The organism is Mycolicibacterium sp. lyk4-40-TYG-92, assembly GCF_030209435.1.
GTDB lineage: Bacteria > Actinomycetota > Actinomycetes > Mycobacteriales > Mycobacteriaceae > Mycobacterium.
Map to the genome: position 1 here is coordinate 456,515 of NZ_JARVRX010000001.1, position 26,213 is coordinate 482,727.

The following is a 26,213-nucleotide window of genomic DNA, read 5'->3' on the forward strand; positions in this document are numbered from 1 at the left end:
CGCTGCTCACATTTATAGTGGGCAATGTAAACAGTGTCAACATTTGTGAGGCGGAACTCAGAATGACGTCGAAAGCGGTGTCCAAGCCGGGGTACCACCACGGCGATCTGCGGACCGCCCTGGTGCAGTCGGCGCTGGCGCTTCTGGAAGAGGAGGGCGCCGCGGCATTGTCGATGCGCGCCGTCGCGCGGCATGCCGGCGTCACGGCGGCGGCCCCCTACCGGCACTACCAGGACCGGGACGCGTTGATGTCAGCCGTCGCGGCCGTGGGTTATCGCGAGCTGGCCGCGGACCTGGTAGCCGTCAGCCCATCCCCGTCGACGGCCGACGAGATCGCCGACGTCGCCATCGCCTACGTCCGGTTCGCACTGCGGCGCCCCGCGCTCTTCCGCGCGATGTTCAGCGAGCAGTGCGATGCCGGCAGCCCCGAGCGGGTCGAAGCCGTCGCGGCGATCTCGGCCTATCTCAGAGCGAACATCGTGCGGGTGTTTCCGGACGCGGATCCCGACGCGTTGAGCGACGCCGTCTGGGCGCTGGTGCACGGCCTGGCATTCCTGTTCCTGGACGGCAAGTTCGACAGCGCGGATTCCGGTGCGCTGGAACACCGCGTCCGGGCCGCGGTGCAGGCGGTCGTGGGGCTGGCAGGGTCCTAGTGTCCCTCGGAGAATTCCCGAAGTGACTGCACCTGAGCGGGATCCAGTGACGGCCGGACCGTCTCGCGGGCCTTGGCGACGTCGGCCGCGGTGACATCGGCGGCGTCGATGGACCGGCGCATCGCGGTCAGCGCAGCCTCGCGCAACAGGGCGACGCAGTCCGCGGCGCTGTAGCCGTCGAGCTCACCGGCCAGCCGGCCGAGGTCGACATCGGGTGCCAGGGGGATGGATTTGCTTGCGGTACGCAGGATTTCGCGACGGGCATCGGCGTCGGGCGGCTCGACGAAGACCAGCTTCTCCAGCCGGCCCGGTCGCAGCAGCGCGGGGTCGATCAGATCCGGCCGGTTGGTGGCGCCCACCACCACGACGTCACGCAGCGGGTTGATGCCGTCCAGCTCGGTGAGCAGTGCGGCCACCACGCGATCGGTGACGCCGGAATCGAAGCTCTGCCCGCGGCGCGGCGCCAAGGCGTCCATCTCGTCGAGGAACACCAGCGACGGCGCGGAATCGCGTGCGCGCTGGAACAATTCGCGCACGGCGCGCTCCGAGGAGCCCACCCACTTGTCCATCAGCTCGGCGCCCTTGACGGAGTGCACCGACAACCGGCCGGAGCTGGCGAGGGCTCGCACCAGGAATGTCTTGCCGCAGCCGGGTGGACCGTAGAGCAGCACCCCGCGGGGCGGTTCCACGCCGAGCCGCGCGAAGGTGTCCGGGTGCTGCAGCGGCCACAGCACCGCCTCGGTCAGCGCCTGCTTGGTGGCCACCATGTCGCCGACGTCGTCGAGGGTCACCGAACCGACCGCGACCTCCTCGGTCGCCGACCGGGACAGTGGCCGGATCACCGACAGCGCGCCGGTCAGATCGTCCTGCGTCAACGCCGGTGCGGCACCGTCGGAGCTGGCGCGGCCAGCCGCTCGCAGCGCGGCCTCGCGCACCAGAGCTGCGAGATCGACGACGACGAATCCCGGTGTGCGCTCGGCGATCTCATCGAGGTTCAGCTCCTTGGCGGGAACCGACCGCAGGAGCACTTCCAGCAGGGCCTTGCGGGTGGCGGCGTCGGGCAGGGTCAGTCCCAGCTCGCGGTCGCAGAGGTCGGGCGCGCGCAGGCGCGCGTCCACGCCGTCGGGCACGGCGGACGTCGCGATGAATGCCACACCGCGGCCGGCGACGGCCTTGCGGAGCTCGGTCAGGATCAACGTGGCCACGGGCTCGGCGACGGCGGGCAACAGCGCGTCGATGTCGGTGATGAGCAGAACACCACCGCCATCCCGCACCGAACTGACGGCCGCGGCGACCCCGGCCAGCCGGTCCTCGGCGCGCAGCGCCCCGACCTCCGGCCCGTCGAGCTCGACGAGGCGGCGGGACGTGCACACCGCGCGCACCATGGCGGCCTTGCCGACGCCCGCGGGCCCGGACACCAGGACGCCCAGATTGGCGGTGGCGCCGAGTGTTTCGAGGAGTTCGGGCTCATCGAGAGCCAGCTTGAGCCATTCTGTCAGCCGGGTCACCTGGGCGGTCATGCCCTTCAGGTCGTCGATCGAAAGGGCTTGGACGGCAGTGGTTTCCGACGGGATCGCCACCGGCTGAGACAATGCCGGAGTGATGCCGTCGCCCCAAAAAACCACCGAATTGGGTTGCACACTGACCGGGCCGGCGGGGTCGACGCCCGTCACCGTGAGCAGTTCCGAGGTCCAGGTGATGCCGACCTGGGTGGCCAGCGCCGCCGTGGCCGCGGACGTCGAGGTGCCCGGACCCAGGTCCCGCGGCAGCAGCGACACCGTGTCGCCGACCGTCATCACCTTGCCCAGCAACGCCATTCGCAAGGTCGCCGGCGGTATCGAGCTGCTGGCCAGTCGCGAACCACTGACGGTCACCGAGCGGGCGCCGTACACCGTCGCGGGGGACACCAGCACCGGGGCGTCAGCCCGGATGCCGGCGTTGGACAGCGTCACGTCATCGAGCAGCGCGGTGCCCGGGGGAGTCCCCGCGGCGGCCACCCCGACCACCGCGCAGGTGGTGCGGGTGCCGGTCAGCGACACCGCGTCCCACTCGCGGATGCCGAGGGCGGCGATCGCTTCCGGGTGCAGCAGTACCACGCCGCGACGGGCGTCCAGTGCTGAGGTGTTGAGTCGGGCGGTGAGCTGAAGCTGCGCGCCGGACGGGTCGGATGCGCCCTGCAGGGCCTGTGCCTGCGGGGGCGTCATCGACGAGGACCCGGCCTACGCAACCGCAGCCGGGCCGTGGACCGGCGCTGTCCGCGGTCGGTGCGACGCGGCTGCGCACGGCGGATCGCGCGGCGTGCCTGTCGCTGCTCCTTGGGTTTGTCATCCCAGACCTCGGGGTGCGCGCGCAGCCAGGCCTTGGTGCGGATGGCGAACGGGATGTGCAGCACGTACGCGACGATGATCACCAGGATCACGATGTAGCCGTACATCACCGAGGCGGCCACCAGGATGGCCAGCAGCGCCAGCAGGGGCAACGCCATGTTCGGCGGGATGGCGAACGTGTGCACCTTGCGCATCGGGACGGTGCTGACCACCAGCAGCGAGACGCCGATCAGCCAGAGGCAGATGAATATCTGACCCCAGTGCGAATCCCACCACGGCCCGGGGAACTGCATCTTGGCCGCCAGCGGGCCGATGGCGCCGATCGCGCCCGCCGGTGCCGGCATGCCGGTGAAGAACTCCTTCTCGAACGCCGGACCCTCGACGTCGAGCATGGCGTTGAAGCGGGCCAGCCGCAGGACGATGCACACCGCGTACAGCAGCACCACGATCCAGGCCAGCGGCGAGGTGTTGTGCGCCAGCAGGGTGGCGTACACGATGAACGCCGGCGCCACGCCGAAGTTCACCGCGTCGGCCAGCGAGTCGATCTCGGCGCCCATCTTGGACGTGGCGTTCAGCATGCGGGCCGCGCGACCGTCGAGCGCGTCGAGGATTGCGGCACCCGCCAGCAGCGCCATGGCCTCGGTGGGGCGGTGATCGAGGGCGTACTTGACCGCCGACAGACCCAGGCAGATGGCAGCGACCGTCAGGGCGCTGGGGACCAGCTTCCGCAGGCTCACCTGCGGAGTCTTGATCCGGGGTTTCATGCCGGCGACCCGCTCGGCAGCTCTGCCAGCACCGTCTCGCCACCGATGGCGCGCTGTCCGATCTCGACGCCCATCACCGAGCCCTTGGGCAGGTAGGTGTCCAGGCGGGAGCCGAACCGGATCAGGCCGTACGTCTCGCCGAGGGCCAGCTGCGCACCCGGGTGGGTGTTGCACACGATGCGGCGGGCCAGCAGCCCGGCGAGTTGCACCGCGACGACGTCATGGCCGTCGGCGGTGCGCAGCCAGATGCTGTTGCGTTCGTTGTCCTCGCTGGCCTCGGCCTTGTCGGCGGACAGGAACTGGCCCGGCTTGTGCTTGACGGTGATCACCTCACCGGCGACCGGCGCGCGCTGCACATGCGCGTCGAACAAGGACAGGAAGATGCTGATCCGCGGCAGCGGCGTGTCCGACAGGTTCAGTTCGGCGGGCGGGACGGCCTCGTCGATCAGCGTCACCTGGCCGTCGGCCGGGGCGACGACGACGCCGGGCCGGCTCGGTGGCGTCCGCGGCGGATGCCGGAAGAACCCGGCACACGCGGCGGCCGCGGTGAGACCGGCCGCCCGCACCCAGCGCTTACGGTGGCCGATCGCGGCGACACCGAGGGCGCCGCCGACGAACGGCAGCCCGGCCGGATGGATCGGGGGAACGGTGGAACGGACCAGGTCGACGAAACGTGACAGTTCGGACTCTGGAGTGTCAGCTGGGGGGCGCGCAGGTCTGGCCATGGGGACTCGATTCTACGGTTTGCGGGGCTCTAACTGAGATCCCAGACGGGCACGGGCGATCCAGCCGCTAATTCGATCACGTCCTCGCCGATGTCCAGCAGGCAGTTTGCCGTCGCCAGCCAGCGCAGGTGGTGCGACGCCGGCGGGCCGTAGCTGCTCACCTGCGCATCGGTGCCGAGCACGCCGCGGCGGAACTGGCGTTTCCCGGCCGGAGAGGTCAGCTTCTCGGTGAGGGTCGCCGAGCGCCGCGGTCGCTGCGACGGCAGGCCCATCGCCGCCCGCAGTGGTGGCCGGATGAACACCTCGAACGACACCAGCGCCGAGACCGGGTTGCCCGGCAACGTGACGATAGGGGTGCCGTTGACGGTCCCGGCGCCCTGCGGCATACCGGGCTGCATGGCGACCTTCACGAACTCGACGTCCCCGGAAAGGGCGTCCTTGACCACCTCGTAGGCGCCGGCACTGACGCCGCCCGTGGTGACGATCAGGTCGACGTCGCGGGCATGACCTGCCAGGGTCTCCCGGAACAGCGCGACGTCATCGGACGTCGCCGGTGCGGTCGTGACGTCGGCGCCGGCATCCCGCAGCGCGGCGGCCAGCATCACGGCATTGGACTCATAGATCTGGCCGGGCTGCAGCGGGGTGCCCGGCGTGACCAGCTCCGTCCCGGTGGACAGGACCAGAACCCGTTGCCGCGGAATCACTTTCAGCTCGGCCAGACCCAGCGCGGCGGCCAGGCCCAGTGCCGCGGGGGACAGCACCTCGCCGGCGGGCAGTACCGTCATCCCCGCGGTGACGTCCTCGCCGGCGCGCCGGATGCTCCGGCCTTCGGGGACCGCCGAGTAGATCGACACGACGTCGGTCGCCCCGTCCGTGGCCTCGACCTGGACCACCGCGGTGGCCCCGGCCGGCAGCATGGCGCCGGTCATGATCCGGTGCGCGGTGCCGGGCGCCAACGTCAGCAGGTCGGTGCGGCCGGCTGGAATGTCTTCTGCGACAGGCAGTTTCACGGGTTTCTCGGCAGAGGCGGTGGCCACGTCGGTGGCCAGGACGGCGTAACCGTCCATCGCCGAGTTGTCGAAGCCGGGCAGCGACAGCGGAGCCACCACGTCCTCGGCAAGGGCCAGCCCCAGGGCGTCGGCCAGCGGCACGGCGACGGCCGGCCGGGCGCTGATCAACCCGGCGACGACCTGCTGATGTTCCTCGACGGTCCGCATGGCGCTAGATCGGGAAGGTGACGCCGGTGAGCTCTTCGGAGACCGTCCACAGCCGGCGCTGGATGCCGGCGTCGTGCGACTGGGCACTCGACTGCACCAGCACCGGGTGGCCGACCAGCTGCCGGATACCCGACGGGCCGTAGTACTCGCCGCCCCGCGCGACCGGGTCGACGGCGGCCCGCAGCGTGGCGAGCGCGCCGACCTCGGGGCTGTTGGCGACCAGCCCGCTGAGTGCGTTGAAGCCGGGCAGGTCAGAGCCGGGGATGTGGCGCATCAGCTCGGTGTTGGAGATGCCCGGATGGGCCGCGACCGAGATGGTTGCGGCGTTGGTGGCCACGAGGCGGCGTTGCAGCTCATAGGCGAACATCAGGTTGGCCAGCTTCGACTGGCCGTAGGCGGCGACGCGGTTGTAGCGGCGCTTCTCCCACTGCAGATCGGTGAAGTCGATCTTCCCGAGGATGCGGTGCGCAATGCTGCCGAGCGTCACCACCCGCGAGCCCGGCACCGGCAGCAGGTTCTCGACGAGCAGGCCGGTGAGCGCGAAGGCACCGAGATGGTTGGTGCCGAACTGCAATTCGAAACCGTCGGCGGTGGTCTGCTTGGGCGGGTACATCACGCCGGCGTTGTTGATCAGCAGGTCGATCCGCGGATAGGCCGCCCGCAGGTCGTCGGCCGCCGCCCGGACCGAGGTCAGTGAACCCAGGTCCAGCTTCTGGACGACGACGTCGGCGTTCGGGGTGCTCGCCCGGAGCCGGGCGGCCGCGTCGTCGCCTTTGGCGGTGTCGCGCACCGCCATCACCACGCGAGCGCCCTTGCCCGCCAACACCCGCGCCGTCTCGTATCCGAGCCCGGTGTTGGAGCCGGTGACGATCGCCACCCGCCCGGTCTGGTCCGGCACATCATTGGCGGTCCATTTGGTGGTCATGGCCGAAGACACTACCGAGCGGACCGCCTGAGTTGCGCGGGAGCGGCGGGCGTTTACTGTCGGCACCATGGCAATCGGCGGGGTGCTCTTCGACATCGATGGTGTCCTGGTGACCTCGTGGCGTCCGATCGACGGTGCGGCCGAGACCTTGCGGGCGCTGGAGGAGCGTCAGATCGCCCGCTCGTTCCTGACCAACACCACCACCCGGACCCGGGTGCAGATCGCCGAATTGCTTTGTGCGGCAGGCATCGAGGTCGCCGCCGACGAGGTCGTCACCGCAGCGGTGCTGACCGCCGACTACGTGCGGGAGCGCTACCCCGGCGCCCGATGTTTCCTGGTCAACAGCGGCCAGATCGGCGCGGACATGCCGGGTGTCGAGCTGGTTTACGCCTCCGACTTCGCCGGCCCGCAGCAGCCCGACACGCCGGACGTGGTGCTCCTCGGCGGCGCGGGGCCCGAATACACGCACCTGACCCTCAGTTGGGTCTACGACTGGATGGCCCGCGGCGTCCCCGTCGTCGCCATGCACCGCAGCAACGCCTGGAACACCGCTGACGGGCTGCGGGTGGACACCGGGCTCTATCTGGCCGGCCTGGAACAGACCACCGGCTATCAGGGCACCGCCGTCGGCAAGCCCGCGCCGGCCGGGTTCCTGGCCGCGGCCGCGCGGCTCGGCGTCGAGCCGGAAGAGATGTACATGGTCGGCGACGACCTCAACAACGACGTACTCGCGGCCCAGGTCGTCGGGATGACCGGCGTGCTGGTGCGCACCGGCAAATTCCGCCAGGACACGCTGAACCGTTGGGCCGCAGACGAATTCGCGATGCAGCCGAACTACGTCGTGGACTCCGTCGCGGATCTGCCGGAGCTGCTGGGGCTCTGACCCTCAGGCCGTCAGCTCCCGCTGCATGTTGCGGATCGCGGCGATGCGGTCCTGCAGCTGCTCGCGGGTCGCGGCGGCCACCGGCGGGCCGGGGTGCCGGCGCCGCAGCTCGTTGTGAATCCAGCCGTGCGGCCGTCCGGTGCGGTGGTGGAAAGCGGCCACCAGCAGGTTGAGCTCCTTGCGTAGCTCGCGCAGCTGACCGTGCGTCGTCATCGGTGGCGGCGGCGCGCCGGTGGCCGCAGCTTTGGCGCTGCGCTTCTGCAGCTGCTCGTCCTGGCGCTTGCTCAGCAGATCGCGCATCTGATTGGGGTCGAGTAGACCCGGGATACCCAGGTAGTCGGCTTCCTCGTCACTGCCGGCCTCGGTCGCGGTCCCGAACGACGAGCCGTCGAAGATCACCTGATCCAGCTCGGCGTCCGACCCGAGCATCTCGAAGCCGTTCTCCAGCTCCGACTTCTCGTCTTCCTTCTTCTGCGCCTGCTCGAGCAGTTCGTCGTCGAGCCCGTCGGACACGCGGTGTGGCTTGCCGAGCACGTGGTTGCGCTCGCGCTCCAGCTCGCTGGCCAGCTCCAGCAGGTTCGGCACCGACGGCAGGAAGATGCTGGCCGTCTCGCCCTTACGCCGCAGGCGCACGAACCGGCCGATGGCCTGCGCGAAGAACAGCGGGGTCGACGCACTCGTGGCGTACACGCCGACCGCGAGCCGCGGCACGTCGACGCCCTCGGACACCATGCGGACCGCGACGAGCCAGCGGCTGGTGCCCTCGGAGAACTGTGAGATGCGCGCCGACGCCGTCGGGTCATCCGACAGGATGACCGTCGCCTCCTCGCCCGTGATGGTGTGCAGCAGCTTGGCGTAGGCGCGGGCTGTGGTCTGGTCGGTGGCGATGATCATGCCGCCGGCGTCGGGGATGCTCTGCCGCAGCTGCCCCAGCCGCTTGTTGGCGGCCGCGATCACCGCGGGCATCCATTCACCCTCGGGGTTGAGCGCGGTACGCCAGGCCCGGGCGGTCTGCTCGGCGGTCAGTGGCTCGCCGAGGCGGGCCGCGTGCTCCTCGCCGGCGCTGTCGCGCCAGCGGGCCTCACCCGAGTACGCCATGAACACCACCGGACGCACCACACCGTCGGCGAGCGCGTCGGAGTAGCCGTAGGTGTGGTCGGCCACCGACTGCTGGTGGCCGCTGCCGTCGGGCTCGTACTGCACGAACGGGATGGGGCTGTCGTCCGACCGGAACGGGGTCCCGGTCAGACACAGGCGCCGCGTCGCGTCGTCGTAGGCCTCACGGATGGCCTCGCCCCAGCTCTTCGCGTCGCCGCCGTGGTGGACCTCGTCGAAGATCACCAGCGTCCTGTGGTTCTCGGTGCGCACCCGGTGCCTGGTCGGGTGGCTGGCGACCTGGGCATAGGTGACGACGATGCCGTGGTAATCCGCGGAAGTGTGCCCGGTGGAGTTGCTGAACTTGGGGTCGAGCGCCATGCCGACGCGCGCCGCGGCTTCCGCCCACTGGGTCTTGAGGTGCTCGGTCGGGACGACGACCACGACCTGGTCGACGGTGCGCTCCGTCAGCAACTCGCCGGCGATCCGCAGGGCGAAGGTTGTTTTGCCTGCGCCCGGGGTTGCGACAGCAAGAAAATCACGTGGCTTGGCGGTCAGATACCGCACCAAAGCCCGACGTTGCCAGCCCCGCAAAGCCTGGGTGCTGGGCGCTGCATAAGCCCGCACCCGAAGACTCCTCCTTGGTCGAAGGGCAGTCTAGGGCAACGGGTTTGGCGGATGCACATTTGCCCGGCGTGTCCTGGTGCTCGGCCCGGCGGTGTCGGCGGCCGTCGCGGTGATCAGGCGCGTCACCGCGTCGCAGACGATGGCCTTGCGCTGGGCATGGTCGTCGATGCCGACCACGGCCAGCAGGGTGGGGCTGAGGTTGTGCCACATCGACGCGATGGTGAGCACCAGGGTGAAGAGCACCGGCGCGGGAAGCTCGCCGGTGAGCCTGCCGTCGGCCTGGGCGGCGGCGATGGAGGCGATCTGCTCGTGCATGGTCTCGCCGGGAAAGCCCGCGGCGGAATCGTCGGCGCGCTCGAGCCGGTGCCAGGCGATCAGCCGGCCGACTTCGGGCTGGCTCGCGTAAACGTCGATCAGGTGGGCGGCGTAGCCCGGCAGGTCGTCGGCGACCACGGGACTGTCGGCGAAGAACCGCTGCGTCATCGCGGCCCACACGGCGTCGAACAGCTGATCTTTGCTGCCGAAGTAATGGTAAATCTGCGCCTTGTTGGCGCCCGCGTTGGCGGCGATGCGGTCAACCCGGGCTCCGGCGATGCCGTACTGGGCGAATTCGGTGGTCGCCGCGCAGAGCAGCCGCGCCCGAGTGGCGTCGGAATCCCGCGGGTGGCCCATTTCGGAGATTTTAGCTGGTAGGCAGGCGTTTGCTAACTAACTAATTAGTTGACAGCCGAGTGAGGCCTGCCTAACGTTCGGCATCGGGTGGGATGTGGATCACAGGAGGTGGTGTGGTCGCTGAGCCCTGTCAGCCGCAGTCGGCCACGCCGCCGCCGGAGCTCGTCGGCCGCGGCGAACAACTTTCGAGGTTGATGGCTGCGATCGGCGATACCCCGCGCGGCCACACAGTGGTGGTGTCCGGCGCTGCCGGGTCCGGCAAGACCGCACTGCTCGACATGGCCCGCCGCCATGCCTGCGATATCGGTTTTCGGGTGGTGCCGATCGCCGGAACGCCGGGCGAGTCCGATACCCCGTTCGCCGGCGTTCACCAGCTGATCCACGCGCTCGGATATTGGGATGACGAAGCCGAGCAGTACCACCGCATCATCGACGCGGCGCTGCGCTCGCCGACAGGTGAGCAGCTCGACGTCGTCCGCGTCGCGATGGCGCTGCTCGGGCTGCTGGACGCCGTTGAGCGACAGCAGTCGGTCCTGGTCTGCATCGATGACGCGCAGTGGCTCGACGCGCCGTCGCGCAACGCGATGATGTTCGCCGCCCGGCGCAGCGCGGGGCGGTCGTTGACCGTCGTGCTGGCGATCCCGGCCACCGCCGGAAAGGTATTCGGTGGCGACGGCCGCGCCGTCGAGATCGAACTGTCCCCGCTGGAGCGGGCCGATGCCGCCCTGCTGCTCGACCGGCAGTCAGCGGTGCCGCGCGGTCTGCGCCGGGAGCAGGTTCTGACGGCGGCCGCGGGTAACCCGGCGGCCGTCATCGCCTTCGCCGAGACAGCGGCGGCCGATGGGCTCACAGTGGGTCCGGTCGCCGAACCGTTGGCGCTGCCCGCCGCCAGCCTCGGTATCTACAGCCGGCGGCTCGCTCTGCTGCCGGGGGCGACCCGGGCCGCGTTGCTCGTTCTCGCCGCGGCCTCCGACCAGGACCTGCGGCATCTGCTGCCCGCGGTGCTGGCCGATCCACAGACGCTCGCGCCGGCCGAGGTCGCCGGGATCGTCCGGGTCGAGCCGAGCGGCGTGTGGTTCCTGGATCCCCTGCTGCGATCCGCGGCGTATCACCGGGCACCGGCGGCGGCCCGCTCGGCGGCGCATCTGCGCCTGGCCGATGCACTGGCAGCGCTACCGCACCGGCAGGTGTGGCATCGCGCGCAAGCGGCGCTCAAACCCGACGATGCGCTGGCCGCGCAGCTGGCCGACACCTGCGACGAGGTGCTGCGCCGGGACGGCTATCTGGCCGCCGCGGTAACCATGCAACGCGCGGCGAAGCTGACCACCGATGTCGGCGAGCATGCCCGGCATCTGGTGCGCGCGGCGCCCCTGGCGCGCAACGCCGGCGACCCGCACTGGGCCGCGGCGCTGAGCCGGTGTGCGCTCGACGGCGTAGCCGACCTCATCTCTCGGCTGCGCGCCCACACCGAGTTGGGGTCGGCGCGCTGCTGGGATGCGGACAGTCAGCCGGTTCTGGACATGCTTCTCGAATCGGCCGGCCTGGCGGTCGACATCGTCCCCGCAGTCGCGTGGGAATCGCTTCGGGTCGCCGCGACGGTCACGTTCATCGCGGATGACGCCGCGGGGCGATGCGGCGTCATCCGCCTGCTGAGACAGTTGGAGGACGCCGCGGCGCCGGCGGACGTGTCCGCGCTCGCCGACCAGCTCTGGATCCGTACCGCCACCGATCCGCACCTGGCTCATCTGAAGTTGCCCGAGATCATCGGGCTGGCCGGCCGGGTCGGTGACGCCATCGGGCTCACCGCGGTCGGGGCGTCGGCCTGGCTCGCCGGGAAGCCCGACCTGGCAGTGCGCTGCCTGCGCGGTGCGCACACCGGAGCGCTGGCGCCGCGCTTCGGCGGTCTGGCGTCGACCGCCCTGTGCTGGGCCTTCGTCGAGTCGGGCCGCTGGGACGAGGCCGTCGACGCGGCGACCACCATGAGTTGTTCGGCGGCCGTCGCCGACGTCCCGGTCGTCGCACGGATCGCGGATCTGGTGATCGCGACGGTGGCGGCCCGACGCGGTCAGATCGCCACCAGCCGTGCGCGCCTCAAGTCGGCCGTCGAGTTGGCCGACTTTCGGGACCGGCCCGCGCTGGCGGCGTGGATACACAACGTCGCGGGTTCGATCGCGCTGGCCGAGAACCAGGACACCACCGCCTACGCCGAACTGGCCGAGTTGTTCGACGAGTCCGGACTGCCGCTGCACGCGTATGCGTCGTATCTGGCCCTGCCGGACTACGCCGACGCCGCGGTGCTGACGGGCCGAACGCAACAGGCGCGCGAACAACTGACCCGGATCGTGAGTCACCTGCCCAGAGCCGTGTCACCGCGGTTGACGCAGCTGGTCGCCCACGCGGACGCTGTACTCAATCCGGACACCGCAGGGGCGCGCTATGTCGAGGCGCTCGCCGATCCGGCCGGCAACCGCTGGCCGTTCGAGCGGGCGCGGCTGCGCATCAGTTATGCCGGGTGGCTGCGCCGGCACCGGCGGCGCCGGGACTGCCAGCATCAGTTGGCGGCGGCGCTGACCGTCATGCAGGACCTCGGGGCGGGCCCGTGGGTCGACCTGTGCAACCGTGAACTGCGGGCGGCCGGAGTGCGTCCGCCTTCGTCATCGGTGCAGCCCGGCACGTTGAGCTCGCAGGAACACAACGTGGTCTACCTCGTGAGCGAGGGCTACACCAATCCGCAGATCGCGACCATCCTGAACCTGTCGGTGCGGACCGTGTCCAACCACCTGTATCGCTCGTTTCCCAAGCTCGGCGTCACCAGCCGTCATCAGATTCATGACGTGGCGCGCCCGGCGACCTGGGCGGGCGAGTGAGCGCCCCAGATAGATAGAAAGTCGGCGGCGACGGAAAATCCGCCGCCGCCGACTGGTCTCACGCGTCAGGCCGCGCTGTGCGACTTCGACTTCGAGCTGGTGTGCGAGCCCTTGGTGCTGCCGCCCTTGGCACCCGAGTCCGATCCGGACGCCGAACCCGAGTCGGAGCCCGACTTGCCCTGATGGCCCTTACGGCCGGGCGTGGTCGTCTTGGTGCCGTCGCTGCCCGAGGCCGACGAGGACGAGGCCGACGACGACGACGAGGACGAGCTGCCGGAGCTGGAGCTGCCGGAACCCGTCTTGGTGTCGCCGGCCTTGGTGTCACCGGTCTTGGTGCCGCCGGCGAACGTCGAGCCAGTGGTCGAGCCGTCGGTAGCCGAGCCGGACGAGGTGCCGGTCTTGGTGGTGCCGTCGGTGGTCGAACTGGGTGACTTGCCGTCGCTCGATGTTTCGGTGGTCGAACCGGTGGTGTCGCCGGCCGAGCCGCTGGGCTTGGTGGTGGCGTCGGTTGCCGCACCGGTGGACCCTGCCGACTCGCTCGTCGAGCCGGCCGCCTTGGTCTTGTCCGTGCCCGCGGTGTCGGTCGACACGGCCTTGGTCGTCGCGGCGGTGCTCAGCGTCACCGTCGCAGCCGTGGTCGACGGCACGGAAGCGACATCGGAGGCGGCCTTGGTGGTGGTCGTTGCCGCAGCCGCCGCCGGCTTGGCGGGGGTGATGTCGGTGAGGATCGACTTCACGACGGCGACGATCGCCTGCAACGTGCCGGCGATCGTGGTGCCACCGGGGACGGCTGCCCCGCCGCCGAAGAGGCCGCCGCCGTAGATGTTGAAGCCGGGGATGTTGAGTCCCAGCAGCGCACCGAGATTGGGTCCGTAGCCGCCGTTGAGCAGGCCGTCGACGACGGTCGCGGGCGCCTGGATGATGGCCGTCGCCAGCTTGCCGAGGTCGCCGGCCTTCACCGCGTTGATGACGTTCTGGACCGCGGTGCCCATCGCGCCCACGGTGCTGGCGACCGGTCCGATGAGTCCGACGCCGAGCTCGAGCAGGATGTTCGGCAGGTCATTGGCGATGTTGATGACGCTCTGCAGCGGCTGCGAGATGAGATTGCCCAGGGCCTTCGGCAGGGGCCCGATCGGGTTGATCGCGGCGAAGATCGGGAGCACGATCGCCAGTTGGAGGTTGTTCAGCGCGCCCTCGATGTTGGCCTTCCCGAGGTCGCCGAAGGCGGCGCCGAGGTAGCCCGGCACCTGCGTGGTGAGCGCGGTCACCACAGCCTTGCCGCTCTCACCCAGGGCATTGACCAGACCGGTCATGGTGCCGACCTGGTTGGTCAGAATCTGGCGCAGGATCGGGAACAGCCCCATGTCCAGGTAGGACTTGACGTCCGCCTGCAGGTTGCCGGCGGCGGTCTTCAGAACCTGGCCGTACAGGTCGAACGGACTGCTGGTCAGGTTCACAGCGGCAGTCGACACCGCGTGACTGATCGACGGGAGCGACGGCATGTGAGCCAGCGGTTGGATGGGAGTGACTGCGATGGCTCCCGCCGTCAGCAGTGTGGCTCCAGAAAGGACGGACGATCGAACGGCGGCGTGCAAGATGGGTTTCCTCTCATTCGCTGCGGCCGGACAGTGGCGGCAGCGCCTACCTGACTTTTCCGTCGGTTCGATCACGGATCGAACAAATATTGACGGCAACGCACATCATGGGATGTTTGTGTTACTGGCCGGTAGAGACAAATGACTCAATGTGCACGGTTCGAGGGGGCCCGGTCCGGACCGGCCGCCCCGCGTCACTCCACGAAGAAGTTGTCGTGCTTGATGAACCACTCGCGACGTTCGTCGTCGGTCATGTCGGCGAGGTGGCCGAAGCCTTCGAAATAGGCCTCCCGGGGTGCGCCCGGGGCGAACAGCATCAGAACCGAGGCGGACTCGTCGGCCTCGTTGCGGAAACCGTGGATGCCGCCCGGCGGGACGTAGAGGAAGTCGTTGGGGCCGGCCTGGATCCAGTCGGTGCCGTCGTACAGCGTCATGGTGCCGGACAACACGAAGAACGCCTCGGACATCGCGCGGTGGAAGTGCGGGCCAGGGCCACCGCCGCGCGGCGCGATGTCGACGCGGTACAGGCCGTAGTCGCCCGCGGTCTTCTGCTGGTTCGCGAGGTAGTGGTACTGGATGACGCCGTGTGAGTCGTAATCGGGAGGCTCGTCACCGCGCCGCAGCGTGGCGCTGACTTCTGGCTGATCGGATGTGTACCGGGCTGGGGGATAAGGCGGTACTACCAACGACATGATCGACTCCTGGTGGTCATCGAGCATCGGCTCCTCGATTCTCAACCATAGGGCGGCCCGCCGTTCACATGGTTCGCGGCGAACTCACAGGCTCCGGACACTCGTTGTTCAGAGTCCGGGCCTAGCGTCCGTCCGGTGATAACCAGACGCGCTTTCCTGGCTGCTGGGGCCGCAGCCGCCGGTTCGCTGGCGCTGGCCGCGCGGAGCGCCGCTGCGCAGGATCCGAGCGCCGTCGCCGGCCAGTACGAGCGCCGGGTGCCCACCCAGTGGGGGATGGCGCTGCCAGGGATCGTCACCTCGGTCCCGGCGAGCGGGCGCCAGCTCGCCCTGACATTCGACGCCTGCCGCGGCGGGGTCGACGAGGCACTGCTCGACACGTTGCAGCGCAACAACGTGCCGGCGGTGCTCTTCTTCAATTCCCGCTGGGTCGACCAGCACCCGGACCGTGCCGCGCAACTGGCCGCCAACCCCCTCTTCGAGATCGGTAACCACGGCACCCGCCACGTGCCGCTGTCGGTGACCGGCCGTGCCGCCTACGGCATCGTCGGCACGCGCACGGCCGCCGAGGTCGTCGACGAGGTGTGGGGCAACCAGATGAAGCTCACCGCGCTCACCGGCCGGGCGCCCACCTGGTTCCGCCCGGGCACCGCCCACTACGACGACGTCGCCGTGCAGATCGTGCACGACCTCGGGTTACAGCCGCTGGGCTTCAGCGTCAACGGCGACTCCGGCGCCACGCTGCCGGCCGCCCGGGTACGCGCGAATCTCGTTGGAGCGCAGCCCGGTTCCGTCGTCATCTCCCACATGAACCATCCGGGTTCGGGCACCGCGGCCGGCTACGCCGGGGCCATCGCCGATATGCGGGCGGCAGGGTGGGAGTTCGTGCGGCCCGCCTAGCATCGGTGCGGTGGAGAAGTTTGACGAGGGCATGCGCGCCGCGCGGCTTCTGGATGCTCAGGACAAAGCGGCGGAACTGTTCGTCGCCATCGAAGAACGTGGACTGATCCGGCCCGGTGTCGGCGAGCGCCAGGTGACCGACGAGATCCGTGATCTCGCGGCCGAAATCCTCGGCGTCACGCGGCACTGGCACAAGCGGATCGTGCATGGCGGCGAGAACACGCTGGCGACCGCGCGGGAGAACCCGCCCGACCGGCTGATCGCCGACGACGACATCGTGTTCGTCGACCTGGGCCCGCTTTTCGAGGAGTGGGAGGCCGACTTCGGCCGTACCTTCGTGCTCGGTGACGACCCGCGAAAGCTGGCCCTGCGCAACGACTTACCGGAAGTGTGGGAAGCGGCTCGGACGCACTTCGAATCGACTCCGGATATCACCGGCGCGCAGCTGTTCGATCACGTCGTCGGGTTGAGCCGAGCTGCCGGCTGGGAATTCGGTGGCGCGATCGCCGGCCACCTCGTGGGGGAGTTCCCGCACGAGAAGATCCGTGGCCACGAGATCGACTCCTATGTGGCGCCCGGCTCGGACCTGCCGATGCGGCGCCTGGATTCCCAAGGGCGACAGTGCCATTGGATTCTCGAGGTCCATCTTGTCGAGCCGGGCCGGCGGTTCGGCGGGTTCCAGGAGGAGCTACTCGACCTGCGGAGGTGACAGCTTCCAGCGGCAGTCCTGAACATCCGAATGCGGTGTGGCACCGATTGGTGCCACACCGCATTCGCTTCCTGTGGCTAGAGCTGGATTCCGGTGCCGCCGGCCGGGTTGCCGGTGCCTCCGGAACCGCTGGCGCCGGAGCTTCCCGTGGCGCCGCCGGTGCCGTCGTGGGTGCCGTGGCCGCCATTGGCGCCGCCCGAACCGCCTGCGCCGCCTGCGCCGCCGGCGGGACCGTCGCCCCCGGCGCCAGTTATCGAACCGGCGCCGCCGTCACCGCCATTGCCACTGGTGCCACCGGTCCCACCGGCGCCGCCGTTGCCGCCGTTGCCCCACTGGGTCACGTTGTCGTTGTAGCCCTTGCCGCCGTCGCCACCGGTGCCGCCGGCACCGCCGACGCCACCCTTACCGCCGGCACCACCGACGTTGTCGCCGGTGCTTCCGCCGTTACCGCCGGCGCCCGCGGCGCCGCCGTGGCCGCCCACACCGCCGGTGGCGCCGGCATTGCCGTTGATGAACGGAATGCCGTTCGCGCCGGTCTGGCCGTCGCCGCCGAGGCCACCATTGCCGCCGGTGCCGCCTGCACCGCCGGCGCCGTCGATGCCGTTCGCGGAGTATCCGCCGGCGCCCCCGTTGCCGCCGGCGCCACCTGCACCGCCCGTGCCACCGAAGCCACCGCCGCCGCTGATACCGGCCGCGTTGTTGGACCCGAAGGCCGGGAGCCCACCGACACCGCCGGACCCGCCGGTGCCGCCCGTGCCGCCGGCACCGCCACCACCGCCGACGCCCGAGACGGTGCCGCCGGCCCCGCCGACGCCACCATTACCGCCGGCACCACCGCTGGTCCCGGACAGGCCGGTGGCGCCCAGCGACGCCCCGATGGTCCCGTCGGCGCCGTTGCCACCGGTCCCGCCGGCCCCACCGGCACCGCCGTCGCCGGTCAGGCCGCCCGAACCGCCGGTGCCGCCGTCGCCACCGCGGCCGGCGGTGCCGAGGATGGTGAGGGCGTCGAAGCCGTTGCCACCCTTGCCGCCGTCACCTCCGAAACCGCCGGCGCCGTTGGCCGCCTGGTTGACACCGTTGCCGTTGAAGCCGCCGGAGCCGGCGTTGCCTGCGGCGCCACCGGTACCGCCCTTGCCGCCGTCGCGCTGGATCGACGAAATGCCGTCCGAACCGGCACCACCGGTGCCGCCGTTTCCGGCCTTGCCGCCCTTGCCGCCGTTGCCGACGGTGCCGTGGGCGGCCGCGCCGCCCTTGCCGCCGACGCCGCCGTTGCCGCCGACGCCGCCGTTACCGCCGCCGCCCAAGGCGCCGCCGCCGAGGACACCCGAGCCGCCGCTGCCGCCGTTGCCACCTGAGCCGCCGGTCCCACCGGTACCGCCGTTGCCGGCGTGGGTACCACCGGCACCACCGATGCCGCCGGCACCGCCGTGGCCGCCGTTGGGGCCGTTCTCGCCAAGTGCGGCAAGACCATTGGCGCCGCTGCCGCCGGTGCCACCCGCACCGCCGTTGCCGCCGTTGCCGTCGGTTCCACCGGTACCGCCGTTGCCGCCCGCGCCGCCGTTACCCGCGACGCCGATGGCGGTGATGGTGCTGAACCCGTTGCCGCCCTTGCCGCCGTTGCCGCCGTGCGCGCTGGCATTGCCGGTCGCAGCCTGGTTCTGGCCGTTGCCGTTGAGGCCGCCCGCGCCGGCGGAACCGGCATTGCCGCCGTTGCCGCCCTTGCCGCCGTCGGGGATCAGCGACGAGCTGCCGTCGGAGCCGTTGCCTCCGTCGCCGCCGTTACCGGCGGCACCGCCCTGACCGCCGGCCCCGACGGTGCCGTGGGCGGCCGCGCCGCCCTTACCGCCGACGCCGCCGTTACCACCGTTGCCGCCGTTACCGCCGCCGCCCAAGGCGCCGCCGCCGAGCACGCCCGAGCCGCCGTTACCGCCGGTGCCGGCATCGCCACCGACACCGCCCTTGCCGCCATTTCCGGACTGCGTGCCGCCCGCGCCACCGTTACCGCCGGCACCGCCGTGGCCGCCGTTGGGGCCGTTCTCGCCAAGTGCGGCAAGACCATTGGCGCCGTTGCCACCGGTGCCACCCGCACCGCCGCTACCGCCGTTGCCCGCGGTCCCGCCGGAGCCGCCGTTGCCGCCCGCGCCGCCATTGCCGGCGACGCCGATGGCGGTGATGGTGTCGAATCCGTTGCCGCCCTTACCGCCGTTGCCGCCGGTGGCACTGGCGTTACCGGTCGCGGCCTGCTTCTTGCCGTTGCCATTGAACCCGCCGACACCCGCGGTACCGGCATTGCCGCCGTCACCGCCCTTGCCGCCGTCGGGGATCAGCGACGAGCTGCCGTCCGAACCGTTGCCGCCGTTTCCGGCGTATCCGGCCGCGCCACCGGTGCCGCCGGCGCCGACCGTGCCGATGAACCCGACCTTTTTGCCGCCCTTGCCGCCGACGCCGCCGTTACCGCCGTTGCCGCCGTTTCCGCCACCGCCGAGGGCTCCGCCGCCGAGGACGCCCGAGCCGCCGTTACCGCCGTTACCGGCCTTTCCGCCGGCACCACCGCGTCCACCGATGCCGAAGATGTGACCACCATTGCCGCCGTCGCCACCGTTGCCGGCGGTCTGGCCGTTGCCGCCGTTCTGGCCCAGCGCGGCAAGGCCGTCGGCGCCATTGGCACCGTCGCCGCCTTTGCCGCCGGCGCCGCCGTGACCGATCCCTCCGGCGTTGCCACCATTGCCACCGGCAGTCGGCGTGAAGATGCCGAAGCCCGAGTAGCCGCCGCCGCCCGCGCCGCCGTTGCCGAAGCCGCGGGCATTGCCTCCGTTGCCGCCGTTCACCCCGGGCAGGCCGCTCGAGTAGCCCTTACCGCCATCACCGAACCACAGGCCGCCGTTGCCGCCGTTGGGGTTGATCAGGTTGCCGTTGGCGCCGTTGCCGATCAGGTACTGGCCGGCCAACAGGTTGATCCCGGTGTCGACCACGAAGCCGATGGGACTGTTGATCCAGGCCTGCACGCCGAAGTGCACGTTCTGGTAAATCCAGTTGGCGACGATCACCGTCGGGTCGACGAACGTGGGCAGTGCCAGCGGGCCGATCGCAGCCAGCGGGTTGACGGCGGCCAGCGGGTTGACGGCTGCCAGGGGAGCGGGCGTGGCCGTCTGGGTGGTCGCCGCGAGTGGGTTGACGGTGCCCACGGGGTTGGCCGTGGGCGGGGCGGTGGCAGCCACCGAATGCGGGGCGCTCGGGTGCAACCGCTTGGGGGTGCCGTACTCGACCTGGCGGCGCACCCAGGCCATCACGGCCCAGACGCCGGGCATCTGGTCGGGGTGGGTCGGCGCGTCGGGGGCCAGCATCGTGCCCAGCCCGACCGCGGACAGCAGGCCGGTGATGGGGTTGAACGTTTTGGTCGTGGGGGCCGTGATGACCGTCCCCGTCCCCGTCCCCGGGGCCGCCGGGGCAGAGGTGGACGGGCCACTCGGAGCCGCCGGGGCCGTGGCACCTGCCGCGGTGCCCGGTTCGGTGGCGGTGTGCCCCGTGGTTGCGCCGGTGTGAGGCTGTTTGGGACCGACCGCCGAGGTCGAACTCGTCTTGTCCGTCAGGGCGCCCGTCGGCCGCGGACCCCGCGAGTGACGGGGCTGCTGGGTGCCGGTGTTGCCGGCGCCGGCGCCCGAGTCGCTGCCCGTACCGGGAGCGGCGTGCTTCGGCGGCTTGACGCCCTTGGCAAGGTCGTTCAAGGCTTTTCGGGCATCGTCCGCGTACTGGCGCATGCGGTCCTGCGCCTGTTGCCGTGGGGTGCGAGGGGTGTCGGGCGTGGTGCCGGACGACGGCGTCCCGCCGGTCTCCGCCGACGGCTTCGGCTTCGTGGACGGCTTCGTGGACGGCTTCGTGGACGGCTTGGGCTTGCTCGGGTTCGTGCTCTTGCCGTCGGTCGCCTTGGTGGCGCCGGAGTTGCCCGACTTGGCGCCACTGTCGCCCGTGGAGCTCTCGGTGTTGACGAGCCTGATGTCCGCTGTCACCGACTGCATCGTCGGAGAATCAGGGCCCAGCAGCAGCATGACGCCGGCGCTGGCGAATGCCGCGCTCGTCAACCCCGCGGCCGCGAGCGGTCCCGCCGCGCTCCACCAACTGTTCGTCCCCACTGCCCTGTGCTTGCCCACGATCCTCCTCGCGCGTCGGGTGTGAGAAACAGCACCCCCGTAAATAAACGTGGCGAGGTTAACACCTGTAATCGAAAACTGTGAACATCTTGGGGAAAGTGTGCGTCCGTTCATATCGGCGGACCGCGGGTACCGGAATCGCTGCGAAAAAGTGATTCTCACCTGCGGAAAGTCGGCTGTCGTGCATAGTTCGGCCGGTGCGGCCGGCTCTGGGAGAGGTGATCGCGGTACGCCGTTGAGCAGTTGACGGGGTCGCTGCCCGGACCAAATCTAGAACACGTTCATTCTCCTGGTGCGCAACCAATCTGGGCGTCGCGACGGGTCCTCGAACTCGGGGCCGGGGGCAGCCCGGTCGTGAGTCGGTAGCAAATTCCTATCGGGCGTCGACGGCGTTACGTAATCACTCGACAGCGTAAATACTACGATGCGCATAAAATTTGCCACACACGTTGTAATTGTGGCCCGTATACGCAAAAAGCCGTTGCGGCAAGCGTTGGAAATTGAATCGCGCGGTAAATTGTCGACCAGTGAGCTGTCGACGAATATGGTTGGTAATTAATCCAGTTGGATGAGTATTGGATGTGGTCGCCGTTGGTGCAGGGGCTGCGCGAGTCGGTGACCGACCTTCGGAGTGCGGATACGCGTAACTGGGTAGCGTATTTGCTCGAATTGCTTCTCATTCGACCGGATGCTGTCTATTCTTGGTTATCAACATTCGGGCTAGCGAAGGAGAAGTCATGTCGATGATCCGTTCAACCGTCCTCGTGGGAGCGGCGGTGGTTGGTGCCGGCGCAATCGCGCTGCTCGGCGCAGGCGCGGCTTCCGCCGACTCCGGTATCAACCTCGGGCCGGGCAGCAACGACGGCGTGCTCAACGGCGGCGCCGGCAACACCGGCGTCCTCAATTTCGGTTTCGGAAACAAGGGCATCCTCAACCTGGGCAACGGGGGCACCGGCGTCGCCAACATCGGCAACGGAAGCACCGGCATCCTCAACATCGGTAACGGGAGCGGCGGTGTCGTCACCGTGGGCGACGGGCGCAACGGCCTGCTGAACATCGGCTACCCCCACTAGCCGCTCGCGGTCCCGGAGTCCTGTGGGTTGTGCGAAACCTCCTGTCGCACAACCCACAGGACTTCTTTTTGCTCAGACCGGGAACGTCACCCCGGTCAGTTCTTCGGACACCGCCCACAGCCGCTGCTGCAGTTCGGTGTCATGTGACTGGTCGCTCGAGCCGACGACCTTCGGGTAGCCGGTCTGCTGGAACCGTCCGTCCGGCCCGTAGTACTGGCCGCCGAACGCGGCCGGGTCGGTCGCGGCGCGCAAGGTGGGCAGGGCGCCCATGGCCGCACTCTGGAACAGTCGCTCGACGACGGGTGCCGCGACGGCGGGCGGCACGGGAACGTGCCGCATCAGCTCGGTACTCGATCCGCCCGGGTGTGCGGCAAGGGCGACGGTCTCCGCGCCCGTCAGCCGGCGCTGCAGCTCATAGGTGAAGAGCAGGTTGGCGAGCTTGGACTGGCCATAGGCTTCCAGGCGGTTGTAGCGGCGCTCCCACTGCAGGTCGTCGAAGTGGATGGCGGCGCGAATGCGGTGGCCCAGGCTGCTGACCGTCACGACGCGAGAGCCGGGCACCGTCAGGAGCTGGTCGAGCAGGAGGCCGGTCAGCGCGAAGTGTCCCAGGTGGTTGGTGCCGAACTGCATCTCGAAGCCGTCGGCGGTGGTCTGTTTGGGCGTCCACATCACGCCGGCGTTGTTGATCAGCAGGTCGATCGCCGGGTATTCGGCCTTCAGTTGTTCGGCGGTTTCCCGAACCGACTGCAACGAGCTCAGGTCGAGCTCTTGGAGAGCGACGTCGGCGTCGGGCGTGGCCTGCCGGATGCGGTCGACGGCTTCCTTGCCTTTGTCGAGGTTGCGGACGGCGAGCACGACGTGTGCGTTCTTGGCGGCGAGTGCGGCTGCGGTCTCGTAGCCGAGGCCGGTGTTGGCGCCGGTGATGACGGCGGTGCGTCCGGTCTGGTCGGGAATGTTGGCGGTAGTCCACTTGGTCATGACGGTTCCTCGGTAGCCTGGGCCTGAACCGGGGCGAGCGCCCCGGATGTTTCACTTATCCGGAACGGTCGCCCCGTTTTATTTGTTCCCGGGAGCATGATGATCTGCAAACCGAAGAGGCCGCTGCGGGCCGATGCGGCCCGGAACCGCGCGCGCGTGCTGGAAGTCGCCTACCAAACCTTCGCCGACGAGGGCCTCGCGGTGCCGATCGATGAGATCGCCCGCCGGGCCGGCGTCGGCGCAGGCACCGTCTACCGGCACTTCCCGACGAAGGACGATCTCTACCGCGCGGTGATCGAGGATCGGCTGGAGTCCGTGATGGGTGCCGGCCGGGCGTGTTTGGCGTCGGACGCGCCGGGCGAGGCGCTGTTCGACTTCCTGCGCTCGATGGTCCGCTGGGGTGAAACCGATCAGGGTCTGGTCGACGCGCTCGCCGGCCTGGGGATCGACGTCAACACCCTGGTGCCCGATGTCGAACAGGAATTCCTGGCGCTCCTCGGCCAGCTGCTGGCTGCCGCCCAAGGGGCCGGTGCCGTTCGTGTCGACGTCACGCCGGCGGATGTGAAGACACTGCTCGTGGCCGCGAATGCCGCGCAGCGCTACAACGCCGACGCCGCCGACCGGGTCGTCGAGCTCATGATGGACGGCCTTCGGCCGCGTCGGGAGTAGCGTCGGCGGCATGAAGTTCGGAATCGCCACCTTCGTCGATGACGACACCATTGATCCGGTCAGCTTGGCGCGGGCGATCGAAGAGCGCGGCTTCGCCTCGCTCATCGTCGCCGAGCACAGTCACATTCCGGCGAGCCGGGAATCTGCGTACCCGAACGGTGGTGACCTGCCGCCCTGGTACTACAACACGCTGGACCCCTTCGTCACTCTTGCCGCGGCCGCTGCCGTGACCTCTTCGATCGAGCTTTTCACCGGTGTCGCCCTGCTCATCCAGCGCGATCCGATCCATACGGCCAAGGAGGCCGCGAGCATCGACCTCATCTCCGGTGGTCGCTTCGTCTTCGGTGTCGGAGCCGGCTGGAACCTCGAGGAGATGCGCGATCACGGCACGGACCCGAAGACCCGCGGCGCCCGGCTGGACGAGAGCATCGAGGCGATCCAGGCGCTGTGGACCACCGAACCTGCCGAGTATCACGGCACGCACGTCAGCTTCGATTCGTCGTACTGCCGGCCCAAGCCGGTGCAGAAACCACACCCGCCCGTCTACATCGGCGGCAACTCCGACGCCACCGTCAAGCGAGTGATCCGGCACCGCGCCGGCTGGATTTCCAACCCGCTGCCCCGGGACGTGTTGGCCAAACGCATCGGTCAGATGCGTGACGGAGCCGGACACGACGTCCCGCTGGCGATGTTCGGTGCGCCCGTCAAGCCCGACTACTGGCATGCCGCCGAGGACCTGGGCTATGGGCAGATCGGCTTGTTCCTGCCGTCGGTCGACAAGGATGAATCGCTGCGTCTGCTCGATGAATACACGGCGCAGGTGGCGCGCTACCGGTCGGCGTCCTGACCCCCGCTGCGAATCGGCGTCGCCGGGTGCTTGCGCGGATGGCGAACAACCTTGCACTCGCCCTGTCAGAGTGCTAAAAAGACGTTGGCACTCTCGATAGGTGAGTGCTAGGTCGGGACAGTGAGGCCGGGGCCGCATCTGCGAGCACAGCCCAGGCCGTCCGTCGCGGGCGCTGCGCCTGACCAAAGACGTGCAATTCCCAACCGGAGGAATTACTTCGCAATGGCCAAGACAATTGCGTATGACGAAGAGGCCCGCCGTGGCCTCGAGCGTGGGCTCAACGCCCTCGCCGACGCGGTAAAGGTGACGCTGGGCCCCAAGGGCCGCAACGTCGTCCTGGAGAAGAAGTGGGGCGCCCCCACGATCACCAACGATGGCGTGTCCATCGCCAAGGAGATCGAGCTGGAGGACCCGTACGAGAAGATCGGCGCTGAGCTGGTCAAGGAAGTCGCCAAGAAGACGGACGACGTCGCCGGCGACGGCACCACCACCGCCACCGTCCTGGCTCAGGCCCTGGTTCGCGAAGGCCTGCGCAACGTCGCGGCCGGTGCCAACCCGCTCGGCCTGAAGCGCGGTATCGAGAAGGCCGTGGAAGCAGTCACTGCCAGCCTCCTCAAGTCCGCCAAGGAGATCGACACCAAGGAGCAGATCGCCGCCACCGCCGGTATCTCGGCCGGTGACCAGTCCATCGGTGACCTGATCGCCGAGGCCATGGACAAGGTCGGCAACGAGGGTGTCATCACCGTCGAGGAGTCCAACACCTTCGGCCTGCAGCTGGAGCTCACCGAGGGTATGCGCTTCGACAAGGGCTACATCTCGGGCTACTTCGTGACCGACGCCGAGCGTCAGGAAGCGGTCCTCGAGGATCCGTACATCCTGCTGGTCTCGTCGAAGATTTCGACCGTCAAGGACCTGCTGCCGCTGCTGGAGAAGGTCATCCAGTCGGGCAAGCCGCTGCTGATCATCGCCGAGGACGTCGAGGGCGAAGCCCTGTCGACCCTGGTCGTCAACAAGATCCGCGGCACCTTCAAGTCCATCGCCGTCAAGGCCCCGGGCTTCGGTGACCGCCGCAAGGCGATGCTGCAGGACATGGCGATCCTCACCGGTGGCCAGGTCATCAGCGAAGAGGTCGGCCTCTCGCTCGACACCGCCGACATCACGCTGCTGGGTACCGCCCGCAAGGTCGTCGTCACCAAGGACGAGACCACCATCGTCGAGGGCGCCGGTGACTCCGATGCCATCGCCGGCCGGGTGGCCCAGATCCGCAGCGAGATCGAGAACAGCGACTCCGACTACGACCGCGAGAAGCTGCAGGAGCGCCTGGCCAAGCTGGCCGGTGGCGTTGCAGTCATCAAGGCCGGCGCCGCCACCGAGGTGGAGCTCAAGGAGCGCAAGCACCGCATCGAGGACGCCGTCCGCAACGCGAAGGCTGCCGTCGAAGAGGGCATCGTTGCCGGTGGTGGCGTGGCCCTGCTGCAGTCGGCTCCGGCTCTCGACGAGCTGAAGCTCGAGGGTGACGAGGCCACCGGTGCCAACATCGTGCGTGTCGCCCTGTCGGCTCCGCTGAAGCAGATCGCCTTCAACGGTGGTCTGGAGCCGGGCGTCGTCGCCGAGAAGGTGTCGAACCTGCCCTCGGGTCACGGCCTGAACGCCGCGACCAACGTGTACGAGGACCTGCTGGCCGCCGGCGTTGCCGACCCGGTTAAGGTCACCCGCTCGGCGCTGCAGAACGCGGCGTCCATCGCGGCGCTGTTCCTCACCACCGAGGCCGTTGTCGCCGACAAGCCGGAGAAGGCCGCGGCTCCCGCCGGCGACCCGACCGGTGGCATGGGCGGTATGGACTTCTAAGT

20 protein-coding genes are annotated in these 26,213 nt (G+C 69.6%); 9 read left to right on the plus strand and 11 right to left on the minus strand.

Features of this window, described 5'->3' with window-relative positions:
• Window positions 1-62: 62 nt before the first annotated feature.
• Window positions 63-653 carry a TetR/AcrR family transcriptional regulator gene (locus QRN63_RS02250; protein WP_267318725.1) on the plus strand — a complete coding sequence of 197 codons (591 nt, stop codon included), beginning with the start codon at window positions 63-65 and terminating at the stop codon, window positions 651-653.
• Here the strand turns inward: QRN63_RS02250 and QRN63_RS02255 are convergent.
• The 5 genes from QRN63_RS02255 to QRN63_RS02275 are packed head-to-tail and all read right to left on the minus strand — an operon-like array spanning window position 650 to window position 6,611.
• Complete coding sequence (locus QRN63_RS02255) at window positions 650-2,857, minus strand: AAA family ATPase (protein ID WP_285029029.1); 2,208 nt, start codon at window positions 2,855-2,857, stop codon at window positions 650-652. The genes QRN63_RS02250 and QRN63_RS02255 overlap by 4 nt on opposite strands.
• Window positions 2,854-3,744: a CDP-diacylglycerol--serine O-phosphatidyltransferase gene (pssA, locus tag QRN63_RS02260; RefSeq protein ID WP_285029031.1), complete on the minus strand. Its 891-nt coding sequence runs from the start codon at window positions 3,742-3,744 to the stop codon at window positions 2,854-2,856. Before pssA ends, QRN63_RS02255 begins: the two co-directional genes overlap by 4 nt.
• Window positions 3,741-4,469 (minus strand): phosphatidylserine decarboxylase, encoded by a 729-nt coding sequence (locus tag QRN63_RS02265; RefSeq protein ID WP_285029032.1) that lies wholly within the window; start codon window positions 4,467-4,469, stop codon window positions 3,741-3,743. The genes pssA and QRN63_RS02265 overlap by 4 nt, the downstream gene beginning before the upstream one ends.
• Before the next feature lie 29 nt (window positions 4,470-4,498).
• Entirely contained in the window at window positions 4,499-5,686 is a 1,188-nt protein-coding gene (moeA, locus tag QRN63_RS02270) for a molybdopterin molybdotransferase MoeA (RefSeq protein WP_285029033.1), read from the minus strand.
• A 4-nt stretch (window positions 5,687-5,690) separates the two neighbouring features.
• On the minus strand, window positions 5,691-6,611 hold the full coding sequence (locus tag QRN63_RS02275) for an SDR family NAD(P)-dependent oxidoreductase (RefSeq protein ID WP_267318730.1): 921 nt from the start codon (window positions 6,609-6,611) through the stop codon (window positions 5,691-5,693).
• A 67-nt stretch (window positions 6,612-6,678) separates the two neighbouring features.
• Between QRN63_RS02275 and QRN63_RS02280 the strand changes: the two genes are divergently transcribed.
• On the plus strand, window positions 6,679-7,494 hold the full coding sequence (locus tag QRN63_RS02280) for an HAD-IIA family hydrolase (protein ID WP_267318731.1): 816 nt from the start codon (window positions 6,679-6,681) through the stop codon (window positions 7,492-7,494).
• Between the two features lie 3 nt (window positions 7,495-7,497).
• Here QRN63_RS02280 and QRN63_RS02285 read toward each other — a convergent pair whose 3' ends face one another.
• Both QRN63_RS02285 and QRN63_RS02290 read right to left on the minus strand, forming a co-directional pair.
• Window positions 7,498-9,216 (minus strand): DEAD/DEAH box helicase, encoded by a 1,719-nt coding sequence (locus tag QRN63_RS02285; RefSeq protein ID WP_267318732.1) that lies wholly within the window; start codon window positions 9,214-9,216, stop codon window positions 7,498-7,500.
• Between the two features lie 30 nt (window positions 9,217-9,246).
• Window positions 9,247-9,888 (minus strand): TetR/AcrR family transcriptional regulator, encoded by a 642-nt coding sequence (locus tag QRN63_RS02290; RefSeq protein ID WP_285029034.1) that lies wholly within the window; start codon window positions 9,886-9,888, stop codon window positions 9,247-9,249.
• 113 nt (window positions 9,889-10,001) lie between these two features.
• Between QRN63_RS02290 and QRN63_RS02295 the strand changes: the two genes are divergently transcribed.
• Window positions 10,002-12,755, plus strand: coding sequence for a helix-turn-helix transcriptional regulator (locus QRN63_RS02295; RefSeq protein WP_285029036.1), 2,754 nt, complete (start codon window positions 10,002-10,004; stop codon window positions 12,753-12,755).
• A gap of 65 nt (window positions 12,756-12,820) precedes the next feature.
• Here the strand turns inward: QRN63_RS02295 and QRN63_RS02300 are convergent, their stop codons facing one another.
• Window positions 12,821-14,212 carry a hypothetical protein gene (locus tag QRN63_RS02300; RefSeq protein ID WP_285029037.1) on the minus strand — a complete coding sequence of 464 codons (1,392 nt, stop codon included), beginning with the start codon at window positions 14,210-14,212 and terminating at the stop codon, window positions 12,821-12,823.
• Between the two features lie 332 nt (window positions 14,213-14,544).
• Window positions 14,545-15,042 carry a cupin domain-containing protein gene (locus QRN63_RS02305; protein WP_267318736.1) on the minus strand — a complete coding sequence of 166 codons (498 nt, stop codon included), beginning with the start codon at window positions 15,040-15,042 and terminating at the stop codon, window positions 14,545-14,547.
• Window positions 15,043-15,177: 135 nt separating this feature from the next.
• On the opposite strand from QRN63_RS02305, the gene QRN63_RS02310 reads away from it, so the two are divergent.
• A complete protein-coding gene (locus QRN63_RS02310) occupies window positions 15,178-15,939 on the plus strand; it encodes a polysaccharide deacetylase family protein (protein WP_285029038.1) in 762 nt (253 codons plus the stop codon).
• A 31-nt stretch (window positions 15,940-15,970) separates the two neighbouring features.
• Window positions 15,971-16,648, plus strand: coding sequence for a M24 family metallopeptidase (locus QRN63_RS02315; RefSeq protein ID WP_267319023.1), 678 nt, complete (start codon window positions 15,971-15,973; stop codon window positions 16,646-16,648).
• Between the two features lie 77 nt (window positions 16,649-16,725).
• Here QRN63_RS02315 and QRN63_RS02320 read toward each other — a convergent pair whose 3' ends face one another.
• Entirely contained in the window at window positions 16,726-20,796 is a 4,071-nt protein-coding gene (locus QRN63_RS02320) for a PGRS repeat-containing protein (RefSeq protein ID WP_285029039.1), read from the minus strand.
• 737 nt (window positions 20,797-21,533) lie between these two features.
• Between QRN63_RS02320 and QRN63_RS02325 the strand changes: the two genes are divergently transcribed.
• Window positions 21,534-21,869, plus strand: a complete 336-nt coding sequence (locus tag QRN63_RS02325; protein WP_285029040.1) for a pentapeptide repeat-containing protein — start codon at window positions 21,534-21,536, stop codon at window positions 21,867-21,869.
• 72 nt (window positions 21,870-21,941) lie between these two features.
• Here QRN63_RS02325 and QRN63_RS02330 read toward each other — a convergent pair whose 3' ends face one another.
• The gene (locus tag QRN63_RS02330) at window positions 21,942-22,847 is read right to left on the minus strand and encodes an SDR family NAD(P)-dependent oxidoreductase (RefSeq protein WP_267318740.1); all 906 of its coding nucleotides are present in this window, start codon (window positions 22,845-22,847) and stop codon (window positions 21,942-21,944) included.
• Between the two features lie 102 nt (window positions 22,848-22,949).
• Between QRN63_RS02330 and QRN63_RS02335 the strand changes: the two genes are divergently transcribed.
• The 3 genes from QRN63_RS02335 (at window position 22,950) to groL (ending at window position 26,211) form a co-directional block, all read left to right on the plus strand.
• Window positions 22,950-23,516: a TetR/AcrR family transcriptional regulator gene (locus tag QRN63_RS02335; protein ID WP_267319024.1), complete on the plus strand. Its 567-nt coding sequence runs from the start codon at window positions 22,950-22,952 to the stop codon at window positions 23,514-23,516.
• Window positions 23,517-23,526: 10 nt separating this feature from the next.
• A complete protein-coding gene (locus QRN63_RS02340; RefSeq protein ID WP_285029042.1) occupies window positions 23,527-24,363 on the plus strand; it encodes an LLM class F420-dependent oxidoreductase in 837 nt (278 codons plus the stop codon).
• A gap of 222 nt (window positions 24,364-24,585) precedes the next feature.
• A complete protein-coding gene (gene groL, locus QRN63_RS02345; RefSeq protein WP_267318742.1) occupies window positions 24,586-26,211 on the plus strand; it encodes a chaperonin GroEL in 1,626 nt (541 codons plus the stop codon).
• Window positions 26,212-26,213 lie beyond the last annotated feature (2 nt).